The 26259-nt window shown below is 27.8% G+C and carries 28 protein-coding genes; 4 read left to right on the top strand and 24 right to left on the bottom strand.

Going from position 1 to position 26259, the window contains the following annotated elements; translation table 11 throughout:
* Nucleotide 1: 1 nt before the first annotated feature.
* The 10 genes from GIL12_RS03985 to GIL12_RS03945 form a co-directional block, all read right to left on the bottom strand.
* On the bottom strand, nt 2-2251 hold the full coding sequence (locus tag GIL12_RS03985) for an ATP-binding protein (RefSeq protein WP_163469068.1): 2250 nt from the start codon (nt 2249-2251) through the stop codon (nt 2-4).
* Nucleotides 2252-2392: 141 nt separating this feature from the next.
* Nucleotides 2393-2740 carry a hypothetical protein gene (locus GIL12_RS10125; RefSeq protein ID WP_239056053.1) on the bottom strand — a complete coding sequence of 116 codons (348 nt, stop codon included), beginning with the start codon at nt 2738-2740 and terminating at the stop codon, nt 2393-2395.
* A gap of 66 nt (nt 2741-2806) precedes the next feature.
* Entirely contained in the window at nt 2807-3202 is a 396-nt protein-coding gene (locus GIL12_RS10120; protein ID WP_239056052.1) for a histidinol-phosphatase HisJ family protein, read from the bottom strand.
* 16 nt (nt 3203-3218) lie between these two features.
* The gene (gene argS, locus GIL12_RS03975) at nt 3219-4931 is read right to left on the bottom strand and encodes an arginine--tRNA ligase (protein ID WP_163469067.1); all 1713 of its coding nucleotides are present in this window, start codon (nt 4929-4931) and stop codon (nt 3219-3221) included.
* Between the two features lie 298 nt (nt 4932-5229).
* Nucleotides 5230-7014, bottom strand: coding sequence for an aspartate--tRNA ligase (aspS, locus tag GIL12_RS03970; RefSeq protein WP_163469066.1), 1785 nt, complete (start codon nt 7012-7014; stop codon nt 5230-5232).
* Nucleotides 7015-7044: 30 nt separating this feature from the next.
* A complete protein-coding gene (gene hisS, locus GIL12_RS03965; protein WP_163469065.1) occupies nt 7045-8286 on the bottom strand; it encodes a histidine--tRNA ligase in 1242 nt (413 codons plus the stop codon).
* 15 nt (nt 8287-8301) lie between these two features.
* The gene (locus GIL12_RS03960; protein WP_163469064.1) at nt 8302-9531 is read right to left on the bottom strand and encodes a replication-associated recombination protein A; all 1230 of its coding nucleotides are present in this window, start codon (nt 9529-9531) and stop codon (nt 8302-8304) included.
* A 66-nt stretch (nt 9532-9597) separates the two neighbouring features.
* Nucleotides 9598-9828, bottom strand: coding sequence for a preprotein translocase subunit SecG (gene secG / locus GIL12_RS03955; RefSeq protein ID WP_163469063.1), 231 nt, complete (start codon nt 9826-9828; stop codon nt 9598-9600).
* 85 nt (nt 9829-9913) lie between these two features.
* Nucleotides 9914-12637, bottom strand: coding sequence for a response regulator (locus GIL12_RS03950; RefSeq protein WP_163469062.1), 2724 nt, complete (start codon nt 12635-12637; stop codon nt 9914-9916).
* A gap of 61 nt (nt 12638-12698) precedes the next feature.
* Nucleotides 12699-13586: a DMT family transporter gene (locus GIL12_RS03945; protein ID WP_163469061.1), complete on the bottom strand. Its 888-nt coding sequence runs from the start codon at nt 13584-13586 to the stop codon at nt 12699-12701.
* A gap of 185 nt (nt 13587-13771) precedes the next feature.
* Between GIL12_RS03945 and GIL12_RS03940 the strand changes: the two genes are divergently transcribed.
* A complete protein-coding gene (locus tag GIL12_RS03940; RefSeq protein ID WP_163469060.1) occupies nt 13772-14440 on the top strand; it encodes a peroxiredoxin in 669 nt (222 codons plus the stop codon).
* Between the two features lie 122 nt (nt 14441-14562).
* Complete coding sequence (locus tag GIL12_RS03935) at nt 14563-15303, top strand: gamma-glutamyl-gamma-aminobutyrate hydrolase family protein (protein WP_163469059.1); 741 nt, start codon at nt 14563-14565, stop codon at nt 15301-15303.
* Between the two features lie 47 nt (nt 15304-15350).
* On the opposite strand, the gene GIL12_RS03930 is transcribed toward GIL12_RS03935, so the two are convergent.
* From GIL12_RS03930 to GIL12_RS03900, 7 genes are all read right to left on the bottom strand, one after another.
* Nucleotides 15351-15584, bottom strand: coding sequence for a YdbC family protein (locus GIL12_RS03930; protein ID WP_163469058.1), 234 nt, complete (start codon nt 15582-15584; stop codon nt 15351-15353).
* Nucleotides 15585-15673: 89 nt separating this feature from the next.
* Nucleotides 15674-15871 carry a YwbE family protein gene (locus tag GIL12_RS03925; RefSeq protein ID WP_163469057.1) on the bottom strand — a complete coding sequence of 66 codons (198 nt, stop codon included), beginning with the start codon at nt 15869-15871 and terminating at the stop codon, nt 15674-15676.
* A 20-nt stretch (nt 15872-15891) separates the two neighbouring features.
* A complete protein-coding gene (locus GIL12_RS03920) occupies nt 15892-16437 on the bottom strand; it encodes a flavodoxin family protein (protein ID WP_163469056.1) in 546 nt (181 codons plus the stop codon).
* 34 nt (nt 16438-16471) lie between these two features.
* The gene (tsaA, locus tag GIL12_RS03915; RefSeq protein WP_163469055.1) at nt 16472-16882 is read right to left on the bottom strand and encodes a tRNA (N6-threonylcarbamoyladenosine(37)-N6)-methyltransferase TrmO; all 411 of its coding nucleotides are present in this window, start codon (nt 16880-16882) and stop codon (nt 16472-16474) included.
* A 24-nt stretch (nt 16883-16906) separates the two neighbouring features.
* Entirely contained in the window at nt 16907-17386 is a 480-nt protein-coding gene (locus GIL12_RS03910) for an NAD(P)H-dependent oxidoreductase (RefSeq protein ID WP_163469054.1), read from the bottom strand.
* Between the two features lie 20 nt (nt 17387-17406).
* The gene (locus GIL12_RS03905) at nt 17407-18516 is read right to left on the bottom strand and encodes an ATP/GTP-binding protein (RefSeq protein ID WP_163469053.1); all 1110 of its coding nucleotides are present in this window, start codon (nt 18514-18516) and stop codon (nt 17407-17409) included.
* Nucleotides 18517-18561: 45 nt separating this feature from the next.
* Complete coding sequence (locus tag GIL12_RS03900; RefSeq protein ID WP_163469052.1) at nt 18562-18705, bottom strand: hypothetical protein; 144 nt, start codon at nt 18703-18705, stop codon at nt 18562-18564.
* Between the two features lie 336 nt (nt 18706-19041).
* Here GIL12_RS03900 and GIL12_RS03895 point away from each other — a divergent pair, with 336 nt between their 5' ends.
* Nucleotides 19042-19575 (top strand): hypothetical protein, encoded by a 534-nt coding sequence (locus tag GIL12_RS03895; RefSeq protein WP_163469051.1) that lies wholly within the window; start codon nt 19042-19044, stop codon nt 19573-19575.
* Nucleotides 19576-19892: 317 nt separating this feature from the next.
* Nucleotides 19893-21029, top strand: a complete 1137-nt coding sequence (locus GIL12_RS03890; RefSeq protein ID WP_163469050.1) for an ATP-binding protein — start codon at nt 19893-19895, stop codon at nt 21027-21029.
* A gap of 23 nt (nt 21030-21052) precedes the next feature.
* On the opposite strand, the gene GIL12_RS03885 is transcribed toward GIL12_RS03890, so the two are convergent.
* From GIL12_RS03885 to metK, 7 genes are read right to left on the bottom strand one after another with little or no spacing between them, the layout of a single operon-like run.
* Nucleotides 21053-21529, bottom strand: a complete 477-nt coding sequence (locus GIL12_RS03885) for a heme-binding protein (protein WP_163469049.1) — start codon at nt 21527-21529, stop codon at nt 21053-21055.
* Nucleotides 21530-21546: 17 nt separating this feature from the next.
* The gene (locus GIL12_RS03880; RefSeq protein WP_163469048.1) at nt 21547-21828 is read right to left on the bottom strand and encodes a EutN/CcmL family microcompartment protein; all 282 of its coding nucleotides are present in this window, start codon (nt 21826-21828) and stop codon (nt 21547-21549) included.
* Nucleotides 21829-21847: 19 nt separating this feature from the next.
* The gene (locus GIL12_RS03875) at nt 21848-23257 is read right to left on the bottom strand and encodes an aldehyde dehydrogenase family protein (RefSeq protein ID WP_163469047.1); all 1410 of its coding nucleotides are present in this window, start codon (nt 23255-23257) and stop codon (nt 21848-21850) included.
* Nucleotides 23258-23277: 20 nt separating this feature from the next.
* Nucleotides 23278-24090, bottom strand: coding sequence for an ethanolamine utilization protein EutJ (gene eutJ / locus GIL12_RS03870; protein WP_163469046.1), 813 nt, complete (start codon nt 24088-24090; stop codon nt 23278-23280).
* Complete coding sequence (gene pduL, locus GIL12_RS03865) at nt 24090-24731, bottom strand: phosphate propanoyltransferase (protein WP_163469045.1); 642 nt, start codon at nt 24729-24731, stop codon at nt 24090-24092. The genes eutJ and pduL overlap by 1 nt, the downstream gene beginning before the upstream one ends.
* A 25-nt stretch (nt 24732-24756) precedes the next feature.
* Nucleotides 24757-25047 carry a BMC domain-containing protein gene (locus GIL12_RS03860; RefSeq protein WP_163469044.1) on the bottom strand — a complete coding sequence of 97 codons (291 nt, stop codon included), beginning with the start codon at nt 25045-25047 and terminating at the stop codon, nt 24757-24759.
* Nucleotides 25048-25060: 13 nt separating this feature from the next.
* Entirely contained in the window at nt 25061-26257 is a 1197-nt protein-coding gene (gene metK, locus GIL12_RS03855; protein ID WP_163469043.1) for a methionine adenosyltransferase, read from the bottom strand.
* Nucleotides 26258-26259 lie beyond the last annotated feature (2 nt).

Raw genomic sequence — 26259 nt, 5'->3', positions numbered from 1 at the left:
TTTATTTTTCGTATATATGCTTATAAATAATTGAATATAAATCCCCTTTAATTATTGGTTTTTCTAAAATATCATTCATTCCAGCCTTTAATATATTTTCCTTTTCATTTTGGAAAACCCCTGCAGTTACAGCTATAATAGGTATTGTTTTACTGTTTTCTCTATTTAACTGTCTTATTTTCTTTGCAGCTTCTATCCCATTCATTACAGGCATTCTTATATCCATTAGTATTGCAGAATATTCCTTTGAGAAAAGTTGAAATCTTTGTACAGCTTCTAACCCATTTCTTGCAATTTCAACTTGTAATCCCTTGTATTCAAGTAATTTTTTTATTACTTCTATATTTAATTCGTGATCTTCTGCTACTAATATCTTTTCCCCTTTAAAAGAGATATTTTTATTTTTATTTCTCATTTTTATATCTTCATTGATTTTAATTTTTTTATTTAAATTTTTTGACTCTAACATAACTTCTATTTTAAATTTTGTTCCAATATTTTTTTTACTTTCTATTTCTATATTTCCATCCATTAAATCAACTATATTCTTGGAAATAGCTAGCCCTAGACCACTTCCCCCATATTTAGAAGACGTTCCTAATCCCTCTTGGGAAAAAGGTTCGAATATATGTTCTATAAAATTTTTGCTTATGCCACGTCCAGTATCTTCAACTACAATTAATAGCCTTGAAAACCCATTCTTTTCAGATATCTCTTCACAACTTATTTTTACCTTTCCTAAAACATCTGTAAATTTTATAGCATTGGAAATTATATTTATTAATACTTGTTTAAATCTAATTTCATCTCCTATATAATATTCCTTTACCCCTTCTTTTTTTATAAATTCATAGGTTATGTTTTTATTTTTAGCTTGTACTTCACACATTAAATTTATATCTTGAAAGAATTTATCAGTATTAATTAGTTTCTTATCCAACACTAGTTTTCCACTTTCAATTTTTGATATTTTTAATACATCATTTATTAGGGATAGTAAATAGTCAGATGAGGATTTTATTTTAGTTAAATAGGATTTTATTTCCCATTTTCCTTTATAATCTATTTCATTTAAAGCTATTTCAGACATACCAATTATTACATTTATTGGGGTTCTTATTTCGTGACTTATTTTTGATAAAAAATTAGTTTTAGATACCTTAGCAGCCTCTGCAGATTTTAAAGCTAGTTCCAAGGCTTCAATATTATCCTTTTGTTTTTCATAAATTTCTGTAACATCAGTTCTTATAACATAAAAAATATTGCTGTTTTTTTGTAGATAAAATGCTTTTAGTTTTTTTATTTTTATATTTTTTTTATCATCATAACCTTCATAATAAAAAACTATTTCCTTATTTTTAAACAGGCTTTCAACTATATAATCAAAACTGAAATGTTCACTAACTCTTTCTTTATCATCTTCTTTAACATAATTTTCTAAAAAATATTGAAATAATTCTTCAATATTTTTTCCATCTTTAATTTCAATATTATTTATATATTCTTTATCTGTATAAAGGGTATAATTTTTGTTTTTGGAATTTATTTTAGCAATAAAATCAAATTCTGAATACAGTAAGCTTCCCATTAAATTTTCCAAAGACTTTTCTTTATTTATATTTCTAGATATCCCCAAGGCTTTTGAATTTTTCCCATATTGAGTTTCTGTTATTTCATATTTTATTTCTCGCCACTGAATACTATTATCATAGAAAAACTTTATAGCTTTATTTACACTTTTTTCCCCTCTTTTTAATTCCTCATGTAGGTATCTAAAGTCTTCAATTCCATCCTTGTGAACTATATTAGAGTCTATTATACTTTCAATTCCATTTTCCATTTTTTCAGGGAAATTAAATTTTTCTATTAGTTTATATCCTGGTATAACTATATTGTTTATTATGTCATATTCCCAAAAATAAATATTACTTTGTTCTAAACTGTTTTTTAAAATCATTTCATTTTCTCTACAGAGCATGATACTTGAATTTATCAGACTTACCCCTTCTGCTAATTTAGTTTCTAATAAATCTTCAATATAAAAATTCATGCTAGATGGAAAAGAACAAATATCATTTTTAAATATTTCAATTAAATTTCTTTTGTTTTCACAAATTTCATTTGGATTACTTCCTATATATTTCAAATCTTCAGAAAACCAGCTTGCTGCTGCTTTAGCATTTCTTTTTTCAAAATAATCTTTAAAGAATTCTTTCACCACTTCCTTAGGTTTTTTCAATTTATAAAACATGGAGCCTCCCATTAATTTTAATCATATTTTCACATATGTTAAATCATAATACATTATATTCTATTATTAAAAAAATTTCAAAGATTATATTTTTAAAAAAGAAAAAAAATTAGTGATGATATTTCAACACTAATTTTTTATTTACTTTATTTTTTTAAATACAGGTTTCATTTTATCAAATGTTGTGATATATTTAACACCTAATTTCTCTAATATGTCATAGGCTTTATCCATATCCATAAATATATGCTCTTTTATATGGGCATCTGATCCAATTGTTATTATTTTTCCTCCTAATTCCAAATATTTTTTTAATATTTCAAATTCAGGATAAACTCTATTTTCTTTATACCTGTATCCTGAAGTATTTATCTCAATACCCTTTCCCTTGGACACTAAAGTTTTTAATATTTTTATAATAATATCCCAGTGCTCATTTAAATCCATTCCACTAAATGAAGACCCTCCATATCTAGTTACAAAATCCAAATGACCAAATACATTAAATTTATTATAAGTTTCTACATTTTTTAAAACTGTCTCAAAATATAGATTTTAAAGTTCATATCTAGTTTTTCCCCTTTGTAAAAGCCCTGAAGCTAGATCTATTTTATTTATAGCGTGATTTGAAGCTATTACAAAATCAAAATCATACTTATCAACTATACTCTCTAAATATTTACTTGTTTCAGGTTGGACCCCTATTTCAATACCATATTTTATAATTATGCTCTTTTTATATTTTTCTTGTAAACTTAAGACTTTATTTTTATAAGCATCTAAATCTAAAGTCCATTTATCCCAATCAATATATAATAAATCATATTCCAAATGATCAGTTATAGCAATTTCATCTAACTGTAACTCAATTGATTTTTTTACTATTTCTTCTAGATTTTCCTCTGAATCCCCTGAAAATTCACTGTGTATATGATAATCTACTTTATACATAAGCATACTCCTATTATTACATTCTATCTACAGTTTTTATTCCAAGTAAATCTAATCCTTCTTTTAAAGTTTTTGCAACTCTATCAATTATTAAAAGTCTTGATTTTAAAATGTCGTCCTCTTGGTTTAATATAGGACAAGCATTGTAGAAAGTATTGAATTTTTTAGCTAGCTCAAATAAATAATCTGTAACTAAGTTTGGCTTATAATTTTCCCCTGCTTTTTGCACCATTGTTGGGAATAAAGTTAAGAAAGTTACTAATCCTCTTTCAGACTTATCAGTTATTTTAATTCCTTGATCCTTAGCCACTTCTTTTCCAAGACCTTCTGCCTTTCTTAAAATAGATTGAATTCTTGCATATGAATATTGTAAGTAAGGAGCTGTATTTCCATCAAAGCTTAAGATTTTCTTCCATTCAAAAATTATTGGACTTTGTTTATTTTGAGAAAGATCAGCATATTTAATTGATCCTACACCAACAACCTCTGCAATATTTTCCTTTTCCTCTATGGATAAACTAGGATTTTTTTCTTCTATAATTTCAAAGGCCTTTTTCTTAGCTTCATCTAATAGTTGTTCTAATTTAATTACATTTCCCTTTCTTGTTGAGAAAATTCCATCTGCAAATCTCATAATTCCAAACCAAAGATGTACTTTTTCAACTTCCCATCCTAGCATTTCTGTTATTTTGAAAAATTGTCTAAAGTGATCTTGTTGTCTTTCATCTGTTAAATATATCATTCTATTTAAGTTATAGTTATCTTTTCTATATTTAACTGTTGCTATATCTGAAGTTGAATATAGGAATGCTCCATCTTTTTTTTGAACAATACATGGGAAAAGGTTTTCCTTTTCATCAAAGAATACAACCTTTGCACCTTGATCTTCAACTGCTATTTTTTTATCTTCTAATTCTTTTATAACTTCTGGCATTATAGAATGATAAAATGATTCTCCATAATATGTGTCAAAGGAAATATCCATTCTCTTATATATTTTATTATATTCATCTAGAGATACTCTAATAAATTCTTGCCATAATTTATAATTTTCTTCATCTCCATCTTGAAGTTTTTTAAGTTCTGCTCTAGCTTGATCTTCTAGTTCAGGATGAGATTCACTTTCTTGAGCAAATTTAACATAAACTCTTTCCAATTCCTCAATTGGATTTTTTTCATAGGCTGCTTTATCAAGCCAATTATTATAACCAATTATTAATTTCCCAAATTGAGTTCCCCAATCACCTATATGGTTATCTGAAACTGTAGTATAACCTAAAAATTTAAATATTCTTTTTATTGAATCTCCAATTATTGTTGATCTTAAATGTCCAATATGCATTCTTTTTGCTATATTAGGTGAAGAGTATTCGATTAATACTTCCCCATCTTTATCTAAATCTTGAAAATCAAAATTTTCTGTTGTCATTTTTGAAATATATTTTCCTAGATAAGAATCCTTCAAATATATATTTATAAAACCAGGCCCTGCAACTTCTAATTTTTCTATTATTTCATTTTCTTCCATTGCTTCCACTATGTTTTCTGCTATTTTTCTAGGATTTCCTCCTATTATTTTTGAATTCATCATAGCAAAATTTGTTTGAAAATCTCCAAACTTTTCATTAGTTGCTATTGAAATTTCAATAGGTCTTAACTCTTTCTCACTATAAATTTTATTTATAATTTGCATAAATACTTCTTCAATGTACTTTTCTATTCTTAACATATTTTTCTCCATTTTAATTTATTTTAACAACAAAAAAAGGACCTTAGTCCTTATAAAGAAATAATTCCAGTCTACCGTCTCCCCTTTGGTTTTGGTCGCCAAAATAATAAGTGGTAGTCAGTTAATGCAAACATACAGGGTCCGTAAAACCTAAGCAGTCGTGACTAATCTGAATTGTCTGCAACAGAGCCAACCCCCTAAGCGACCATAGGCCCAAAACCTCTAGGGATAACGCATAGACCAGAATCTTTATTTCTTAACAGGATTATATCATATATTTTATCTTATTTCAATATGCTTATTTAGAACTTGTTTTGTCTTCCTTGTATGTAGATGATACATACAATTCCTCTAACTGACTTTCATCAACTTTGTTAGGGGCTTCTGTCATCAAACATTGTCCTTTGTTTGTTTTAGGGAATGGAATAACGTCTCTTATTGATTCTTCCTTAAGCATTACCATTAACCATCTATCAATTCCAAAGGCAAGTCCCCCATGAGGTGGTGCTCCAAATTTAAAGGCATCTATAAAGAAACCAAATTTTTCTTTAGCTTTTTCTGGAGTTAGTCCTAATTTTTCAAATACTTTAGCTTGAACTTCTGGATTATGAATTCTTATACTTCCTCCACCAATTTCACTACCATTTAAAACTAAGTCATAGGTATTAGTTCTTATGTTCATATCCCCTGCTAGGAATTTTTCCATATCTTCTTCCATTATTGAAGTGAAGGGATGGTGTTCAGCCTTGTATCTTCCCTCTGCTTCGTCATAATCAAACATAGGGAAATTAATAACCCATAGGAATTTAAATTCATCTTTATTGTATAAGTTTAATTCTTTTCCTAATTTCAATCTCAATGCACCTAAAGCTGCGTATACTACCTTAGCCTTATCTGCAATTATCATAATTACATCTCCAGTTTTAGCTTCTGTTTTCTCTATTATAGCATTTATTTCCTCTTCACTAAAGAATTTTGCAATTGGAGATTTTATTCCATCTTCAGTAAGTTTTATCCAAGCTACTCCCTTGGCTCCAAAATAAGTTTTTGCATAGTCTTCATATTCTCCTAATATTTTTCTAGAGAATTTTTCTGCAACACCTGGAGCTACAATAGCTTTAACAAGTCCTCCATTTTCAACTGTTGATTTAAATGCTTTAAATCCACAATTTCTTGAAATTTCACTTATATCCTTTAATTCAACACCAAATCTTGTGTCAGGCTTATCTGATCCAAATCTTTCCATTGCATCAATCCATTCTAATTTAGGGAAATCATAATTTGACACTTCCCCTGTTACTGCATTAAAAACAGTTTTAGCAAGTCCTTCTATTTCTTCAATAACATCATTTAGTTCAACAAATGACATTTCAATATCAAGTTGAGTAAATTCTGGTTGTCTATCTGCTCTTAGATCTTCATCTCTGAAACATTTAGCTATTTGGAAATATTTTTCTACTCCAGCTATCATCAATAGTTGTTTAAATATTTGTGGAGATTGAGGTAGTGCATAAAAATCCCCTGGATTAATTCTACAAGGTACTAAGAAATCCCTTGCTCCCTCTGGAGTTGATTTAGTTAAAATTGGAGTATCCACATCCATAAATCCCTTTGAATCCATATAATTTCTAATAGCCATAATCATTTTATGTCTCATTTTTAAATTATTTATCATTTCAGGTCTTCTTAAATCTAAATATCTATATTTAAGTCTAATACTTTCACTTAAACCTTCATCATTCATTTGGAAAGGTAATGTATCACAGTTGTTTAATATATCAATTGCCACTGCAAAAACTTCAATTTCCCCTGTGGGAATGTTCATATTTTTACTGTATCTTTCTCTAACTTCCCCTTGAACTCTTATTACTGATTCTGTTTTTATTCTTTGAGCTGTTTCCACAACTTCTTTAGAAGCAACATCTATATCAAATACTACTTGAGTAATTCCCTCTCTATCTCTTAAATCAATAAAAGTTAATCCTCCTAAATCTCTTTTTGTAGAAACCCATCCTGATAAAGTAACTTTTTTCCCTATATCTTCACGCCTAAGTTGGCCTAGATTATGACTTCTATATATCATATCCTATTCTCCTCTCCTTTGTATTTATCTTTATTTTTTTATTCTTTCTATAGCTTGTTCCACTGTTAATTCCTCTTGTGTTCTATCTAGGAAATTTTTAACTATTACAGTGTTCTTTTCAATTTCATCTCCGCCTATTATGATAGCATAATTTACAGCTAATTTCTCAGCTTTTTTCATATGACTTCTCATTCCTTTTTTATTAAAGTCAATTGCCAATCTAATTCCTGCTTTTCTTAGGGTATCTGCTGTTTTCATAGCATATTCTCTAGATTCTTCCCCTAACCAAATAATATAGGCATCTGTTTCCTTTTGTTTCATATCATCAAGTAACATCATCATTCTTTCAACACCTGCTGCAAATCCAAATGCAGGTATATCTTTGTCTCCAAGTTGTTTTAGTAATCCGTCATATCTTCCTCCACCTAAAACTGTTCCTTGAGATCCTAATTTATTAGTTACTATTTCAAACACTGTACTAGAGTAATAATCCAATCCCCTTACAAGTTTTGGGTTTTCCACAAAGGGAACATTATAAAGAGTTAAATATTTTTTCACTGTTTCATAATGGTCTTTTTCCTCAGGTGATAGAGAATCTATTATACTAGGTGCAGTTTCTGTATGTTTTTTACAAGTTTCATTTTTACAATCTAAAACTCTCAAAGGATTTGTTTCAAATCTTCTTTGACAGTCTTCACATAATTCTTCTCTTATTGGGGTTAAATAATCAATTAAAGCTTTTCTATATTTAACACGGGAATCATTTCCCCCTATTGAATTTATAGTTACTGCTAAATCTGTTATCCCTAATTTTTCAAGTAAATGATAACCCATTGAGATAACTTCAGCATCTAAAAGTGGAGAAGACTCTCCTAAAACCTCAACTCCAACTTGATTAAATTCTCTTTGTCTTCCAGCTTGAGGTCTTTCATATCTGAACATTGAACCCATATAGTAAAATTTAGATAATTCTTCCCTTGCATAAATTTTATTCTCTAAATATGCTCTTACAACTGAAGCTGTTCCTTCAGGTCTTAAAGTAAGACTTCTATCTCCTCTATCTTTGAATGTATACATTTCTTTTTCAACAACGTCTGTTGCTTCCCCTATACCTCTTTTAAAAAGATCTGTTTCTTCAAATATAGGAGTTTTTATTAATGAATACCCGTAAGAATTAAATAATTCTTCAACTATCCTATTAATATAAGCATATTTAGTACCTGTTTCTCCTAATATGTCCTTTGTTCCTCTAACTGCTTTTATTAATTTCATATTTCCCTCCTAAATTTATCTATTTTTCCATAATCTATCTAATTTTTCTTTAATTTGATTTTCATATTTATTATTTCCTGGTTTATAATATTTTGTATATTCCTTCATATATTTTGCATATACAAAGTTCCCTTCATAATCATGGGGATATTTATAGCCCACAGGTTTATCCTTTATGTTACTTGGAACCTCTTGTAAATCTCCAGATTTAATATTTTCCAAAGCAGAGTTTATTCCATTATAGCACGAACTACTTTTACTTGAAATTGCCAAATAAATAACTGCGTGGGCAAGGATTATCCTAACTTCTGGCATACCTATTCTCTCTGTTGAATCATAGGCTGCATTTGCAATTAAAAGAGCCTCTGGATTAGCCATACCTATATCTTCACTTGCTGAAATAACAAGTCTTCTAGCTATATATTTTGGATCTTCTCCCCCATATAAAAGTCGTCCCATCCAATACACTGCAGCGTCAGGATCACTTCCCCTTATACTTTTTATCATAGCTGATATTATATTATACTTATCCTCTTCCTTGTGAAAGGAAGCCTTTCTTTTTGCAAAGATTTCCTCTATATTTTCATCATTTTCACCAGTGGAATTATTTGCATATAGTTCTAAATAATTTAAAGCTATTCTACTGTCTCCATTTGAAATATCTAAAATAATATTTTTTATTTTTTTAGGTAAGATTTTATTTAAATAATTCTCCCCTCTTTTTAAAATTTCAGTTAAATCTTCCCTCTCTAGAGATTTAAATTCAAAAACTAGGCATCTAGAAAGAAGAGCATTATTAATATTGTGGTATGGATTTTCTGTGGTAGCTCCTATCAAAATTAAAACTCCTGTTTCAGTATAGGAAAGTAGAGCATCCTGTTGCATTTTATTAAATCTATGAATCTCATCTAAAAATAAAACTGTTTTTTTATTATATAATTCTATTTCTCTTTTGGCCTTTACAACTATCTCTCTAATATCACTTAAGGTAGCTATAGTTCCATTTATATTTTCTATATTACATTTTATTTCATTTGAAATTATTTCTCCCAATGAACTTTTCCCACAACCTGGAGGACCAAACAAAATCATATTACTAATATTTCCAGTTTGTATCATGTTAGTAAGAATTTTATTATCTCCAATTAATTGTTTTTGACCTATAAATTCTTTTAAGATTTTAGGTCTTAGTTTCATTGAAAGGGGTTTTGCATTTTCATAATTACCTTGGAATAAATTTTGCATTTTAATCACCACCTTAAAATAAATATCAATTAAAAAGACGTGCTATATAACACGTCTTTAATTGTTTTATCTTGATGAGTATAGGTACACTAAAAGTGCTACAATTATAAATAAAGCTGCTACAATTTTTGTAGCTTTTGCTAAAGGACCTCCATCTTTGGATATTCCAAAAACTGCGTTAGATCCTCCCATCCCCATGCTACCTGACATACCATTACTACGATCAGGTTGAATAATAACTAAAATTATCAATGCTAATGCTAAAATAAATAATAGCACTGTCAATAAACTTTCCATTTGTTTCCCCCTATCATTTCTATTTCCTAAAATATATTATAATACAGAAAAGCCTAAATTAAAAGAAAATTTTATTATATTTTTTTTACTTTAAATTTTTTTTTAAAATACTTTCCAATTCTGATTTTTCAATAGGTTTCCCTAAATGTCCATTCATTCCAACTTTTAAAGATTTTTTAATATCTTCCTCATAATCATTTGCTGACACTGCAATAATCACAATTTTTTCATTAAATTCTCTTATTTTTTTAGCTGCTTCTAATCCATCCATAACTGGCATTCTAATGTCCATAAGTACTGCATCATAATTATTTTTTCTTATCATTTCAACTGCTATTTTACCATTTTTAGCTTCCTCTACAACTAACCCTAAACTATGTGAAATTTTTCTTAATATTATTCTATTTATTTGAATATCATCACATATTAGTATCTTTTTATTTTTCAAAGACATTTCTTGGTCTATACCTTTATTTTTTTCAAGTTGTAAGAATTGTTCCTCTGTTAAGATAGTACAAGGAATAGTCACTATAAACTCTGTTCCTTTATTTATCTTAGAAATACAATTAATGGTTCCATTCATTTTATCTACTAATTTTTTAGTTATTGATAATCCAAGTCCCATACCTTTATTGTTATTTGAAAATCTATTTTTTTCCCTAGTAAAGGATTTGTACATCATATTTTTTTGAAATTCTTCACTAATCCCCATACCGTTATCTTTAATTTTAAAAGTATAGTAACCTTTAGTTTCACTTTCCAATTTTAAAGTATTTTCCCATAAAATTTCCCCTTTAAAATTAGTATACTTTATGGAATTATTTAAGATATTTATTAAAATTTGTTCTAATCTTTTCTTATCTATATTTATATAATAATTGTTTCTATCTCTTTTTATTTTAAAATCTATAGCTTTTTCATTGATTTTAAAATTTATAATTTTTTCCACTTCTTCAATTATATTTTCTAATTTAATGTTCTCTAATTCTAAATCCATATTATCATTTTCTATATCTTGTAAATCCAATATATCATTTAATAAACTTAGTAAATAATAAGAACTTTCCCTTATGTGTTCAAAATAAGACTTGCAATTGTTTTTTTTACATTCCTCTAGCCCAAGGTTTGTCATTCCAATTATTGAATTCATAGGAGTTTTCATGTCATGGGACATATTTGATAAAAAATTTGATTTTACTTTATTTGCATATTCAGCTTCAGATTTTGCCTTTGATAATTTTTTGTAAATTTTATTTTTTTGAAGTGCGTACATAATTAAAATTGTAGATATAAGACTAAGAATCATAATAATTACCTTTAATCCATACAATGTGAAGAAATTGCTGAACACTGATTTATTATCATTTATATCTAAATTTGATAGGGCTATTTTATAAATTTTATCCCTTCCTAAATAATTTACAACTTTGTTTATTGAACTTTGTAAAAGAAAATTATCATCTTTACTCATTAATTTTAAATTCCCATATATTTCTTCCAAATAAATCATAGTTAAATTACTATACTTTAGATCCTTAAATAAATATGGAACCCTTATTTCATTTATCAAAGCTTTATCTATACTTCCATTGGCAACTGCATCTGCCATTTTATTAGCATTTTCATAAAAATAAAAGTTATATTTTTTATCTCTACTCTTTATTTTTTCACTTATTTCCCTATCTTTATTTAATACTCCAATATTTAGATTTCTTAAAAAATCAACCTTATTATTTCTATCCTTTATATAAATATAATTAATTCTAAAAATACTATCTGGATCAAAGGAGTTCTTTTCTTTATTTGATATTTTTTCCACAGAATCTAAAAAATAATCATATTTTTCAAGTATTTCATCCCTACTCATATCCTTATTAACTAGTACAAAATTAACTTTTAAATTTAATCTTTTTCCTATTTCTTTTAGTGCATTTATATATGCACCTACAGGTTTCCCAGTAACTTCATCCTTCCAATTTAAAGGCTTTATATCCTTTACTGCAACTGTAATTTTACCTAAATTTTTTAAATATTCAGCTTCTGGTCTTGTTAATAAAAATTTATTGTTTACCTTGGACTTATAATATTTTTTATACAAATAGGTTCTTATGTCATATCTTTCCATAAATAGATTTTCATAATTTTCATTAAATATATCCATAGCTTTGGATCCCTTTAAAGACATGGCAAATAAAGGTTTAGTTGAAAATTCTCCAACCTTTTTTAAACTGTTGTTATATCTCATATACTCAACAGCTATTAAATCAACCTCATGATTTTTTAATCCCTCTAACATTTGATCTTTACTAAAATATTGCTTTTCTTCATAATTTATTTTATTTTGTAAAGAATATCTTCTAAAATCTTTAATTAAAGAAGGACAGTAGTATCCTACTTTTTTGTTGTTTAATTTTGAAAAATCATTGTAATAGTAATCAGAATTTGGTAATGCATATATTATACCCTTGGAAACTCCTAGATCAAAGTTAGAATAACTATAATCATTTACTCTCTTTTCATCTTTTCTTCCAACTAGTATAATGTCTAGTTCTTTATTCTTTAACTTTCTTTCAAGTTTTGACCAAGTGTCACTAATTAATCTATAATGGGTATTTGATAATTTTTCTAAATTATTAAATATTTCCCCTGCATAACCAGTTCTATTCCCATTTTTTTCATACACTACAAAATCATTAAAATCTAAATATCCCACCTTTATTTCCCTTGAATATCCCCATTTATATAGAAACAAAAACATGATTACAATTATATATTTAAATGTTATTTTAATCCTAAAATTTGCAATCATAATAAGTCTCCTTTTTTTTTGAAAATAATATCATTTTATTATACCCTTTATTTATACATTTTTAAAGAGTTTCTTTTTTGTTTGATATTAATAACCCAAGAAAGGTAAATAAAACTCCTATAGATGACATTATTGTTAATTTTTCATTTAAAACTATCATAGATGTTATTACAGTTACAATTGGAATTAAATATATAAACAAGCTAGCTCTCACAGGACCTAAAGCTTTAACAGTATAATTCCAAGTAACAAAACAAATGGCTGAGGCTCCTATTCCTAAAAATAATAAATTAAATAGATATTTTGGTTCTAAAATCTCACTTATCCCAATATTAAAATCAAAGAAATGTAAAGCTGGAAGCATAAATACTATCCCATATGCAAAGGTTCTTCTGGTAACTTGTATTGTATTATATCCATAACTTCCTAGTATCCTTGTTAAATTTCCATATATTCCCCAAATCATAACAGATGTAACAGCTAATAAATCTCCAATTGGATTTATTTTAAAAGCGGAAGCTCCACTAAAACTTATAAAACTTATTCCTGTTAAAGCTAGCAAAAAACCTATGAAGAAATTTCTATTTAATTTTTCTTTTTTCTTCATAAAAATATACCCAACTATTCCAGTAAAAAATGGAACAAGGGCACTTATAACCCCAACATTTGAAGCCATTGTAAAGGTTAGAGCTATATTCTCTAGTAAATAAAATAAAGTTACCCCTGTTAATCCTGCTAGGGCAAAATAAATTTCTTGTTTTTTATCTTTTATCTTTAAAGGTTTTGGATATAGAATAATTAAAAAAATTAAACCCATTAAAAATCTTGTGAATAGTATCTCTATTGGGTTAAAAACTTCCAATAAAACCTTTGTGGAAATATATGTTATTCCCCAAAAAAATACTGTTATAAACCCTGTTGTATTCCCTGCTATTTTTTTACTTTTCATCTCTTCTCCCATATATTTTATAATTAATTTTTAAATAATACTTATTTGTTTTAAAAATATTATACTGTATATTGAATTTATATGTAACATTTTATTTTGCTAGAAGAAAATATTTTTAAACAAATTAGAGGTTTTTTCGTCTAATATTAATAGTTATAACAAATATATTAATTGGGGAGGCAAAAATGGACGATATAAGAATTCCTTTAATAGGGGAAAAAGCGCCTGCATTTAAGGCTATGACAACAAAGGGTAAAATCAAATTCCCTGAAGATTTTTCTGGAAAATGGGTAATCCTTTTTTCACATCCTGCAGACTTCACACCAGTATGTACTACTGAATTCATGAGATTTGCAATAATGGATGAAGAATTTAAAAAAATGAATACTGAACTTATAGGGCTTTCTATAGATTCCCTTTCAAGTCATATTGCTTGGCTTAGAAGTATTGAAAAAATGACATGGGGAGATTATACTGGGCAAAAAGTTAATTTTCCTGTAATAGCTGATATTAGTATGAAAGTTTCTAAATTATATGGAATGATTCACCCTAGTGCTGCTAATACACAAACTGTTAGAGCAGTTTTCATTATAGATCCAACTGGTGTTATTAGAACTATTTTATTCTACCCTGCATCAACTGGAAGAAATTTTGATGAAATTAAAAGAACTTTAATATCTCTTCAAAAAGTAGATGAAATGAATATAGCTACACCATCAAACTGGGTTCCTGGTGATGATGTAATAGTTCATTTACCTGAAAGTAAAGAAGAAGCTGACAAACTAATGGAAATGGGTGAATCAGAAGGTTATCATTCCCTTGACTGGTATCTTACTTTTAAAAAAGAAAAATAAATCTCTATTTAATAATCCCTTCAGTTTAAATACTGGGGGGATTTTTTAATATACATGTTGATTTTAGAAGAAAAATGGACTATTATTAGTATCAAGTAAGGAAATTAAATAAGGAGAAAATTATGAAACCATTAATAGGAATAACTTGTAACTATAGTCTTGATGATAAACCTGGAGTAAGTGCACATATTGGAGTTGCTGGGCAAAAATGGCAAATGCTTGCAGATAATTATATTGATTCTGTTTTTAATGCTGGTGGAATCCCTGTGATTATACCAATTAATAAAAATTTAGAAAATTTAAATTCTTTAGTTGAAAAATTAGATGGAATTTTAATTTCTGGAGGAAATGATATTGAACCAAACTTATATGGGGAATTTATATCTAAAGAAGTTGGAATTCTTTGTCCACAAAGGGATAAACAAGAAATTGAACTTGTTAAATATATTATAGAAAATACTAACAAACCTTTACTTGGTATATGCAGAGGACTTCAAATTTTAAATGTTGCTTGTGGAGGAAGTCTCTATCAAGATTTAGAAAAAAATAAATTAAACAATCATTTTATTGCTGCATCTCCAATGAACCACCCTATCCATAGGGTAATTCTTGAAAAAGATTCTATCCTATATGATATATTTGAAAAAAAAGAATTAAAAGTTAATTCATACCATCATCAAGCTATTAAAGCTCTTGGGAAAAATCTTAAATGTACTGCTGTGTCAGAGGATGGAATTATAGAATCAATTCAAATGGAAGGAAAAAAATTTATGATAGCTACCCAGTGGCATCCTGAAATGATGTATGATTCAAAGGAACAACAAGACATATTTAAAAGATTTATAAAAGAAGCTTCTAAATAAAAGTTAATACAAAAAGCCCCTATTGTCTAATAGGGGCTTTCATCAATTTAAAAATCTAATTCATCTAAATCAATTGAATTAAATAATTCTTTTAATTTCTTAGCTTCTTCTTTATTTAAAGTTAAGCCTTTACCCATTTTTTCATGAGTTTCATCCCAATCTCTTATGTCTAATTTGGCTTTTCTTGAATTCCAAGAAATAAGGTTTACTTCCTTTTTCCAACCTTTAGCTCCCTCTCCAATACTTCCCAATTTTTCTACAAAATCAAATTTAATTCCCATGTATGTACCTCCTTAAAATCAGTAATACTAAAATAAATATTTATTTTGTATGAATTATAGAGCATTATTAAAAATAAAGCAAATGAAGTTTATTCTTTTATTATTTCTTGAACTCTTCCAACAGTTCCATCTTCTAGTCTAACCTTTATTCCATGGGGATGTTTTGGAGATTTAGTTAATAAATCCTTAACTATACCATCTGTTAATTTCCCTGTTCTTTGATCTTCTTTTTTTACAACTTTAACCTTTATTCCTGGCTTTATATTTGCTCTTATTTTACCGCTCACATTTCCCCCTGTTTTTTCTTTTAATCATAAAGTTTTTTTACTAAAAAGGCTACATTTTCAGAAAAATGTTTAACTGTTTCCATTCCCTCTTCGTCTTTCAAAGCTTCCCCTGAAGTTTTTCCAAAAACTATGTTCCAATATGTAGATCCTGGAACTATCATATCATTATATAGGTAGAACATCAACATTTCTTGTAAAGTTGATGTGTGACCTCCACGACGGGCTATGGCTATTGGTCCCCCTACTTTTCTTGATAGGAATTTATCCTTTAAAGAAGCCATGGCTATTCTTTGAATTGCTATCATCATTTCTGCTCTAGCAGTTCCCCAATATACAGGTGAACCTATAATTAATCCTTCAGCTTTTTTTATTTTTTCTATGATTTCATCAAAACCATCATCATATCCACCTGCTGAGTTCATTGAATCTTTTATATTCATTCCTGCAATTGATATAACCTCTGCTTCAACTCCATTAGCCTTTATAACATTTGCACATTCTTGTAAAACTTGCATAGTATTCCCAGTTTTATTTGGGCTTCCACTTAATAATATTACCTTTGACATAACTTCCTCCTTTAAAATTCATAGTATTTATTATTTAATCAATTTTTGGATTTAAACTAGCTACATATGGTTTTATATCTAAAATTGGTGTTTTATCCAACATATCTAAACCTTTAAATTCAAGGATATTGTCCCTTATACTTTCTATTTTCACAATTGACATTCCTATTCCATTTGGTCTAAATGGAGATCTTATTGAAAATACTCCCTTTTCTTCATTTGTATAACATGGGCTTTGAATTAATTTATAATCTTTAGACTCATGAAAATTAAATAAAACTACAATATACATTCCTTTTTTTAATCCTAAAAGTCCATCTTTAAACTTATCTAATAATTCTATTTTCCCTATCTTTTCACTAGCTAAAACACTTTGAGTTGGTATATCCTTTACATTTTTAAATTCAGAGTGAACATATCCTATTGGTTCAAAAATTATCTTCATATTTTCTCCTTTACTCTAATTCACTTAAAAAGTAAGCTTTTCTATCCAATCAGTGGCTTTTTCCAAAGATTCTTTCATATTTTTACTTGCATTTTTCAAATGTAAACTTCCCTTTATATTTGCATCTTTTAAAGCTTCTTTGAAGTTTATTTCTGTATGACCTTCTCCACCTAAATCTGTATAAAAATATGCAACATTTAAATCTGAAAAATCATAATCTTTAAACAATGTTCTTATTGCAGGGGTGTAAGTTCCTGCCCAAACAGGTGTTCCTATAACTATTAAATCATATGCATGTAAATTAGTTTCTAGTGTTGGTATTTTAGGAGTTGTTTTAGTAAGTACTTTCATTCCCCCCCAAGCATATTTAAAGAGTTTATTCTTATGAACTTTCTCATCTTGAACAACTAGTCTAATTAACTTGCTATCTAATCCTTTTCCCATTTCCCTAGCTATTTTATCTGTAGTTCCTTCGTAGGAATAATATATAAATAATACTTTCATAATCCCCTCCCCTTATATCTTTATTTTTCTTTTATATTACCAATAGGTCCAAAATGCCCAGCTAGGTAATGGGCAAGTAAACTTGTCTTTCTTTTTACCCCTTTAAAGTCTCCTAAAGAATATAAAGTTGTAACCCCACATTCATCTTTATCTGTAAAATATATTTGGTCCCTTCTAAATAATTTTTCTTCTAAAAGATAAAAGTCATAGGTATTAAATACCAATTGAGCATTTTTTTTATTTATTGATAAGTCATGAAATAAACCAATTAAATACTTTACTATTAAATTATGTAATTTATAGTCTAGTTCGTCTATGAACAAAACTTCCCCATTATTTAAAGCATCTAGTATTTGATCCATTATATAATACAACTTTTTAGATCCTACTATTTCATTTTCTTCAAAATCAGAAATTATATTTTCTAATTTCTCTCCCTCTTTCTTTGCTTCAGGGCCATAAACTTTTAAATCTACAGTTTTTAAAGTTTTTAGAATTTGATTTTTGCCTAATTTTTTTTCAACTACCATATCAATTGAAAATACTTTAATTTTATTTGAAATATAATCAAAAATATCCTTTATTTCCCCTGAAACATTGTTTTTTTCCATTGAAGATAAAAATAATTCACTTTCCTTGGTAAATTCCACATATTTTTCATAACACTTGTACTTTGAATTTAATGTTATAGTATTATTTAAAGATCCTTCCCTTTGAAAAATTTTAGTTTCTAAATCATCTTTTTTATAAAGCCATTCTTTTACTACTAAATTTTCAAAAACTTCAAAGCCATAAGTATAAACTATCCCATTTAATATGAAACTAATTTCAAACATTGTAGGTTTATTTTCACTAATACCATCTAATTTATAGTCATCCACTTGAATTAGATAATCAGAATTAATACAATATCTTATTATTGATATCATTTTATGCAGACCTTTAAATAAGTTGGATTTTCCAAAGGAATTATGACCATATATTACTGCAGATTTTAAAATCTTGTTTTCCCCTAAGTTGGCTATATTAAAAGGATCTAAATTTTCTTCCTTTTTATCAACAGGTTTTAAAGAAAGAATCTCTTCATTTTTAAATGATTTAAAATTTCTTATTTTAAATTCTTTTAGCATTTTTATCCCCCTTTAATTTTTATTACTCTATTCTACCACTCTTATTTAATTTTTAAAAATATTTTTATATTTTAAATACAAAATTTCTTCATTTTCTTTTTCTAACTTTTGTTTAGAAACTAAAGGTTCAAAAGCTTTATAACCTAAAGTATTAATTAAAATTTTAGTGTTATCTATAAAATCCAACATTTCATCTTCTTCAGCATAAGAGATAGAAGATCTTGATGGCTCGTTTTTATTTATAACTTTATATTGATTCGATTTTATCGCTAAATTATAAAAAGAATTTTCTAAATATTTTGTATGAGCTTTATTTAAATTTTTAAAAAGTTACTATAATTTTACCACATTTTATTTGAAATTTATTTTTATTTCCTTGTATTCTGATAATTTCTATGACTATTTTTTCAACTCTAATAAATAACGAGTGTTTTGTTATCAATACTTTTTATTTTACCTTGAATTATTTTTTCAAAAGGAATATAATGGTATATAAGTATCAAATTTTATTTGTAGGAGGAAATTGTGATAGATGAAGTAGAGCAACAACTTATAGATAATATTGTCGTTGGAATAGGAATTTTTATCTATGAAAACCAAAAATTAAAACTCCTTGGAGTTAACAAAAAATCAGAAGATTTATTTGGAATAAATAGACTCAAACTAGAAAACACTACTACCATTACTACTACTCCTTTTCTTCATCCTGATGACAAAAAAATAATTGAAAATTCCCTAAAAAGTATAGAAAAAAATAATGAAAATATAAATTTTTCAGCTAGATATTATAACTATATAAAAAATCAATATAGTTATTTTCATATTGAAACTAATATAACTTCTTTAGAAAATAAAACTTTAAAAATATATATGACCTTTCATAATAAGCTATTAAGGAATAGTATCATCTATGAAAAAAATATAATTGATAGTATTTTAAATTTTGTAGTTAAAAATGAATTTGACTATTTAGCTAGAGCTGACTACAAAAAAAATGAATATATTGTTTATTTTAGTAATTCTAAGGCATTTAAATCCTTTGAAAAAAAGCTACCCTAACCCTTGAAGAATTTAGAAAATTAGTTTCATCTGATATAGTTGCTAGTAATAGTTCTTTTAACCCTGAAAAAATAACCTTAAAAACAATCTTTAAAAGTTTAAAGAAAACAGGGAATTTTAGGAAATATTATCAAATAATTGATGAAAATAAAAATAAAAAAACTAAAGAAATAAAAATATCAAACATTGATTTAAAAAAGGGTATATTTTATATTGTAAGAAGAGATGTTACTGATTTATATAAAAAAAATGAAAAGAAAAATACAGCTCTTAGGGAAGCTTTAAAGTTAGCTGAAAATGCCAACAAAAGTAAAACTATGTTTCTATCAACTATGAGTCACGATATTAAAACTCCAATGAATGCAATAATAGGAATGACTGAATTGTCCTATGGATTAATTGATAAAAATAATACACAACTTAAAAAAAATTTGGATATTATAAGGGACTCTTCTAAAACTCTCATGACTATAATAAATGAAGTTTTAGATATGAATAGAATAAGTAGTGGACACATTAAATTTATAGCAGAAAAATTTAAAATGAGTGATTTACAAAAATCTATTTTAGAATCCTTTGAATTTATGATCCAATTAAAAAAACAAAAAGTTTATGTGCATTTAAATATAATCCATGATTTTCTCATTGGAGATGTGAAAAATATAAAAAAAATTTCATGTAGCTTACTGGAAAATGCAATTAAGTATACTCCAACTGAGGGACAAATAGATATTTATATTGATGAAATTACCCATAACAAAAATAAAGATAAATTTGCTTCTTTCTTAGTAAAAGTAAAGGACAATGGAATTGGAATAGGAAAGGAAGATCAGAAGAAAATATTTGAACCATTTCATAGGGGAAGCAATGTTGGAAATGAACAAGGAACAGGGCTAGGCCTTCCTATTGTTAAAGGTATTTTAGATTTAAGAGGGAGCAATTTAAAAGTTGAAAGTGAACTTGGAAAGGGGACTACCTTTACAATTGAAATTTCATTTGAAATAGACACTGATCATATGAATAATTTAAAAAAAATTCATTTATATAACTTAAAAAAGGACTTAAATTTTAAAAATAAAAAAGTTCTTCTAGTGGAAGACAATGAAATAAATAGACTAATTGCTAGAAAAAATCTTGAAAAATATAATTTAATTGTGGAAGAAGCTGTAAATGGAGAAGATGGATACAATAAATTTATAAATAGACCTAAAAATTATTATTCTCTTATTTTCATGGATCTTAGAATGCCATTTTTAGATGGATTCTGTTGTACTAAAAAAATTAGAAATAGTAATCATCCTGATTCTAAAAAAATAAAAATAATAGCCCTAACTGCAAATACTTTTACAAAGGATAGAAGTTTATGTTTTGAGGCAGGAATGGATGACTATATAGCAAAACCTATTAATGTTTTACATTTAAAAGAGATATTAGAAAAACATATAGATATATGAAAACAGAGTAGAAATTTTAAGTTCTACTCTGTTTTTATTATTTCCAATGCATATTCAACTATTTCAGTATCTTCTTTAGCAGTGCCCCCACTAATTCCTATACCACCTAGTAATTCTTTATTTATTTTTATTGGATATCCACCACCAAAAGCAATAATTCTTCCATTATTACTGTTTTCAAGTGTATATAATTCTCCATTTGGTTCCACTAATTTTTTCAATAAATGTGTGGGAATATTAAAGCTTAAAGCTGTATAGGCCTTATTTATAGAAACATCTATACTTCCTAAAAATGAATTATCCATTCTGTTTAGCAAAATTAAATTTCCCCCACTGTCTAGTATAGAAACTACAATTTTTACATTTATTGACTCTGCTTTTTTAATGGCTCTTCTAGCTAGTTTGTTAGCTAGGGATAAATTTAAATTTTGATTATTTTCACAACTTATTTCTAAAATTGATTTTAAAAGTGCTTCTGAAGTTAATTTTTTATTTTCCATACTTATCCCCTATTAATCTATTCTAAAAAATCATTTACCTCTACAGAATCAACTATCCCTATAATGGATAAATCAACTGGAGGAATTTCTTCCTTTTTCACAGCAAGTCTTGCAGAACTTCCACTTGCTACAATTACAATTTCTCCAGTTCCTGCTCCCACAGTATCCAAAGCAATCTCACTTAGTCCAATTGGATTTTTATTTTCATCTAATCTTTTAATAATAAGTAATGTTGAACCTATTAATTTTTCATTTTTACTTGTGGAAACTACATTTCCTATAACTTTAGCTATATACATTATTTCACATCCTTTTTTCTTATCTTATATGAAGGGAATCAGAAATTACACATCTTCTTTTTCTACAAAATGATTTTGCTGAAGTTAAGCCTTCACCTGTGGGACCAGCTATAGTAAAGGTTGCATACCCCATTCCACCTTTTCCTCCTATTCCTGCATATGAAGGAGCATTTTTTACAAATATAGTAGCTTGTATTAGTTTTGCCATCTTACTAAGTTTCACCACATTTGTTGAATGCATAATAGCTGTATGTCTATTTCCGTTTTCTGCTATAACTGCACAATCTATTCCTGCATCCACATCTGGAACTCTTACTATTGGTAAAATTGGCATTAGCATTTCATTTTTTACAAATGAATGACGTTTTGATGTTTCCATTATAATAACTTTTATTGAATCATCAACCTCTATTCCAATTTTAGACAGTATATGTTTTGCACTTTTCCCAACAAATTCTACCTTTGTCCCATTTTTTTCATTGGAAACTAATTTCCATAATTTCTCTATAATAATTGGATTATTTATTTCATAAGCTCCATTTTCTTTCATAGTATTTATTAGTAAATCAGCTACCTTTTCTACTACAAATACCTCTTTTTCAGCTGTACAAGGAACATTATTATCAAAACTACATCCTGCTATTATATCCTTTGCTGCCTTTATTACATCAGCAGTTTCATCCACTACCACTGGTGGATTACCTGCCCCTGCCCCTATTGCTTTTTTCCCTGTGGACATTACAGTTTTTACTATTCCAGGTCCCCCTGTTGCCACTAACATTCTTACCTTTGGATGATTCATCATTTTATTGGTATTTTCTATGGAAGGCTCTTTCACTGTTGTTATTAAATTAGATGGAGCTCCTGCTTCCTTCAAGGCTTCATTTAATAATTTTATAATATAATGGGATGTTTTTGTAGATCTTGGATGGGGACTAAAAATAACAGTATTTCCTCCAGATAACATTCCAATAGCATTACATATAATTGTTTCTGTTGGATTTGTTGTAGGGCAAATTGCTCCTATAACTCCAAAAGGACAATATTCTGTAATCATCATTCCTTGATCTCCTGTTATAGCCTCTGTTGTTAGATCTTCTATTCCAGGACTTTTCGCTGCTGCTAATCTATTTTTTATTACTTTATCTTCATAGTTACCTATTCCAGTTTCTTCAACTGTCATTTTTGACATTAATGACAAGTTTTCTTTTTTTAAAACTACTTCCCTTATAGCATCCACATATTTTTTTCTCTCTTCCATAGAGCACATATGATAAATATTCCAGGCTTTATCTGAAGCTTCAGCAGCTTCATCCATAGTTTCAAATATTCCATAATTATTTTCTTCCACTATATTGGAATTTATATTTATTCCCATTTCTTTTATAACTTGTTTAATTGTTTCTTGTATAAAATCTTCATCATACATATTAGTACCCCTTTTCTTACTTAATTGCAGTTCATTGCTATTCCAAGCGGCGTTACAAATAATGACTCATTTGTTTTTATAGTTTTAATTCCTATAAATTTTTCAAATACTTCTTCAAATCCTTCAAAAGATGCAGCTCCACCTACAACATATATCTCATGTACTTCATAGTCTTTTAAAAAACCTTTTACAATACTTGCCATCTTTTCCACAACTGGTCTGACTATTTCAAAAACTTCACTTTCTCTATTTTTATCTTTTTTTATAGTTTCAGCTTCCTCAATAGAACATCCATAGTACCCAGCAATTACAAGAGACATATGTATTCCCCCTGTAGGTTCATCCCCTGTATAAATAACTTCTCCATTTTTTAATATACTTATTCCTGTTGTTCCACCTCCAACATCTACCACTGCTCCATTTTTTATATTTAAAACAGTGGAAGCTGCAGTTGGTTCGTCAACAATATTTATAACTTCAAATCCAGCTCCTTCAACAACATTTGAAATACATTTTATATTACCCTTAATGATTCCTGGAGGAATTGCTGTAGCTGCATTTATAAGTTTTACTGAAAGAGTATCTTCTAGTTTAGCTTTCATAATTTTTAAAACATTTATAGCTCCAATAAAGTCCACAACTATTCCATCTTTAACAACTTTTGATTCTTTAGTCATTCCTGCTATTGGATTATTATTCTCATCTAAAACTGATATAACTATATTAGAAGTTCCTAAATCAACTCCTACTTTTAAGTTTGATTGAAAATTTTGATTTCTATTTTCCCTTACTAATTTTGAAAAATCTGATAATATCTTTCTTTCTATAAGCATTAAATCACCTGCTTTTTCTTAATAATAGCAATATCATTGTTTTTTAGCTCAAAGGCATTGGCCTCGTCCACATCAATATGCATCTCAGTGGAAGATTTTTCTGAAACTCTCACTAAAACATTTCCCATTATTCCTTTTCTTTCTCCTAGAGTTTGTACTCCAATTGCATCATTGTCCTTTAATTTTAAATTTCTAGCCATAGTAGGAGTCAAATGTATATGTCTTAATGCTACAATTGTACCTTGAGGAATATCCACCTCACCCTTTGGACCAATTATTTTTATTCCTGGAGTATTATTTAAATGTCCTGATTGTTTAACCATTGATTTTACTCCTAATTTAAAACTGTCTGTAATTGAAATTTCCACCTGAGTTTTAGTTCTCACTGGTCCTAAAATTCTAACTTTTTCAAATTGACCTTTTTTTCCTCTAATTGTCACCACTTCATTTGCAGCAAATTGTCCAGGTTGTTTTAATTGAGATTTCTTTGTTAACTTATAGCCATCTCCAAATAGGATATTTAAATCCTTTTCACAAAGATGAACATGCCTGTTTGAAACTCCTATTGGAACTTGATATTTTTCAGATTCTTTTAATTTTTCAATCACATTTTTTGTAATTATTTCTAAAATATTTTCCAATGGTCCACCTCTTTTCTATCCTATTCTATTTTTTATTTTCTAATACTGATGGTAATATCTTTTCTGTATCCAAGTGAGGACGTGCAATTACATGTTTAGAAACAACTTCCCCAACATTTCCAGCTGCTACTGCCCCTGCATCTACAGAAGCCTTTACTGCTCCCACATCTCCTCTTACCATAACAGTTACAAGCCCTGATCCTATTTTTTCATATCCTATAAGAGTTACATTTGCTGCCTTTACCATGGCATCTGCTGCTTCTATTGCTCCTACTAATCCTTTAGTTTCTATCATTCCTAAGGCTTCATTTCCCATAATATTTCTCCTTTTAAATTAATTTATTTTTTTTAAAATCCTTCACAAAGGACAAAAAGGCTATTTTTTTTAATTCTTCTGCTTTATCTGTTTCTTCCCATTTAAATCCTTGGTCTTCCCTTCCAAAATGTCCATATGCTGCTGTTTTTAAAAATTGTGGTTTTCTTAATTGTAAATTTTTCAATATATCTTCCACTGAAAATGAAAAAATTTCATTTACAGCTGCTTTTATATATTCTTTAGGAATTTTTTCTGTTGAAAAAGTATTTACCTCTACCATTTCAGGATCTGTTTTCCCTATGGCATAGGCTATGGAAACTTCACACTTCCTTGCTAAACCAGCTGCAACTATATTTTTAGCAACATATCTTGCCATATAGGCTCCTGATCTATCAACCTTTGTTGAATCTTTCCCAGAAAATGCTCCTCCTCCATGTCTTGCTATTCCCCCATAAGTATCAACCATTATTTTCCTTCCAGTAACACCTACATCTCCTTCAGGTCCACCTATAACAAATCTTCCAGTTGGATTTATATATATTTCTGTATCCCTTGATAAATATTTTGATGGTATTACATCATATATAACCTCATTTAAAATTGTAAAATGTATAGTCTCATAACTTACTCCAGATACATGTTGAGTTGAAACTATAATACTGGATATTTTTTTAGGATTCCCATCTTTATCGTATAGCATAGTTATTTGGGCTTTCCCATCTGGTAGAAGCCAATTATTTTTTTTATTTTTTTTAATTTGATCAAGTTTCTCACATAATTTACTTGATAAATCTGCTGTAATTGGAATAAATCCCTTTGTCTCATCACAAGCAAAGCCATACATGATTCCTTGATCTCCAGCTCCCACTTTATTATTGTGACTTACCCCTAAATCTATGTCAGTGGATTGCTTGTTTATATTTTTAAAAATTAAGCATTTATTACAATTAAATCCCACATTTTCTCTGTCATATCCTGATTCTTTTAAAACTTCTTTTGCTACTTTATCTATATCAACTTTACCTTTAGAGGTAACTTCACCAGCTATAAATAACACATTATTAGATATCATTGTTTCTATTGCAACTCTTGAATACTCATCACATTCTAAATATTTATCTAATATTGCATCAGACACTCTGTCACAAAGTTTATCTGGATGTGCTTTACTCACTGATTCTGATGTTACTAAAAAATCAGTTTCAATCATAT

It is taken from the genome of Fusobacterium sp. IOR10 (assembly GCF_010367435.1).
GTDB lineage: Bacteria > Fusobacteriota > Fusobacteriia > Fusobacteriales > Fusobacteriaceae > Fusobacterium_B.
Note: the sequence above shows the minus strand (reverse complement) of the source record. Positions and strands in the feature narration are given on the sequence as shown.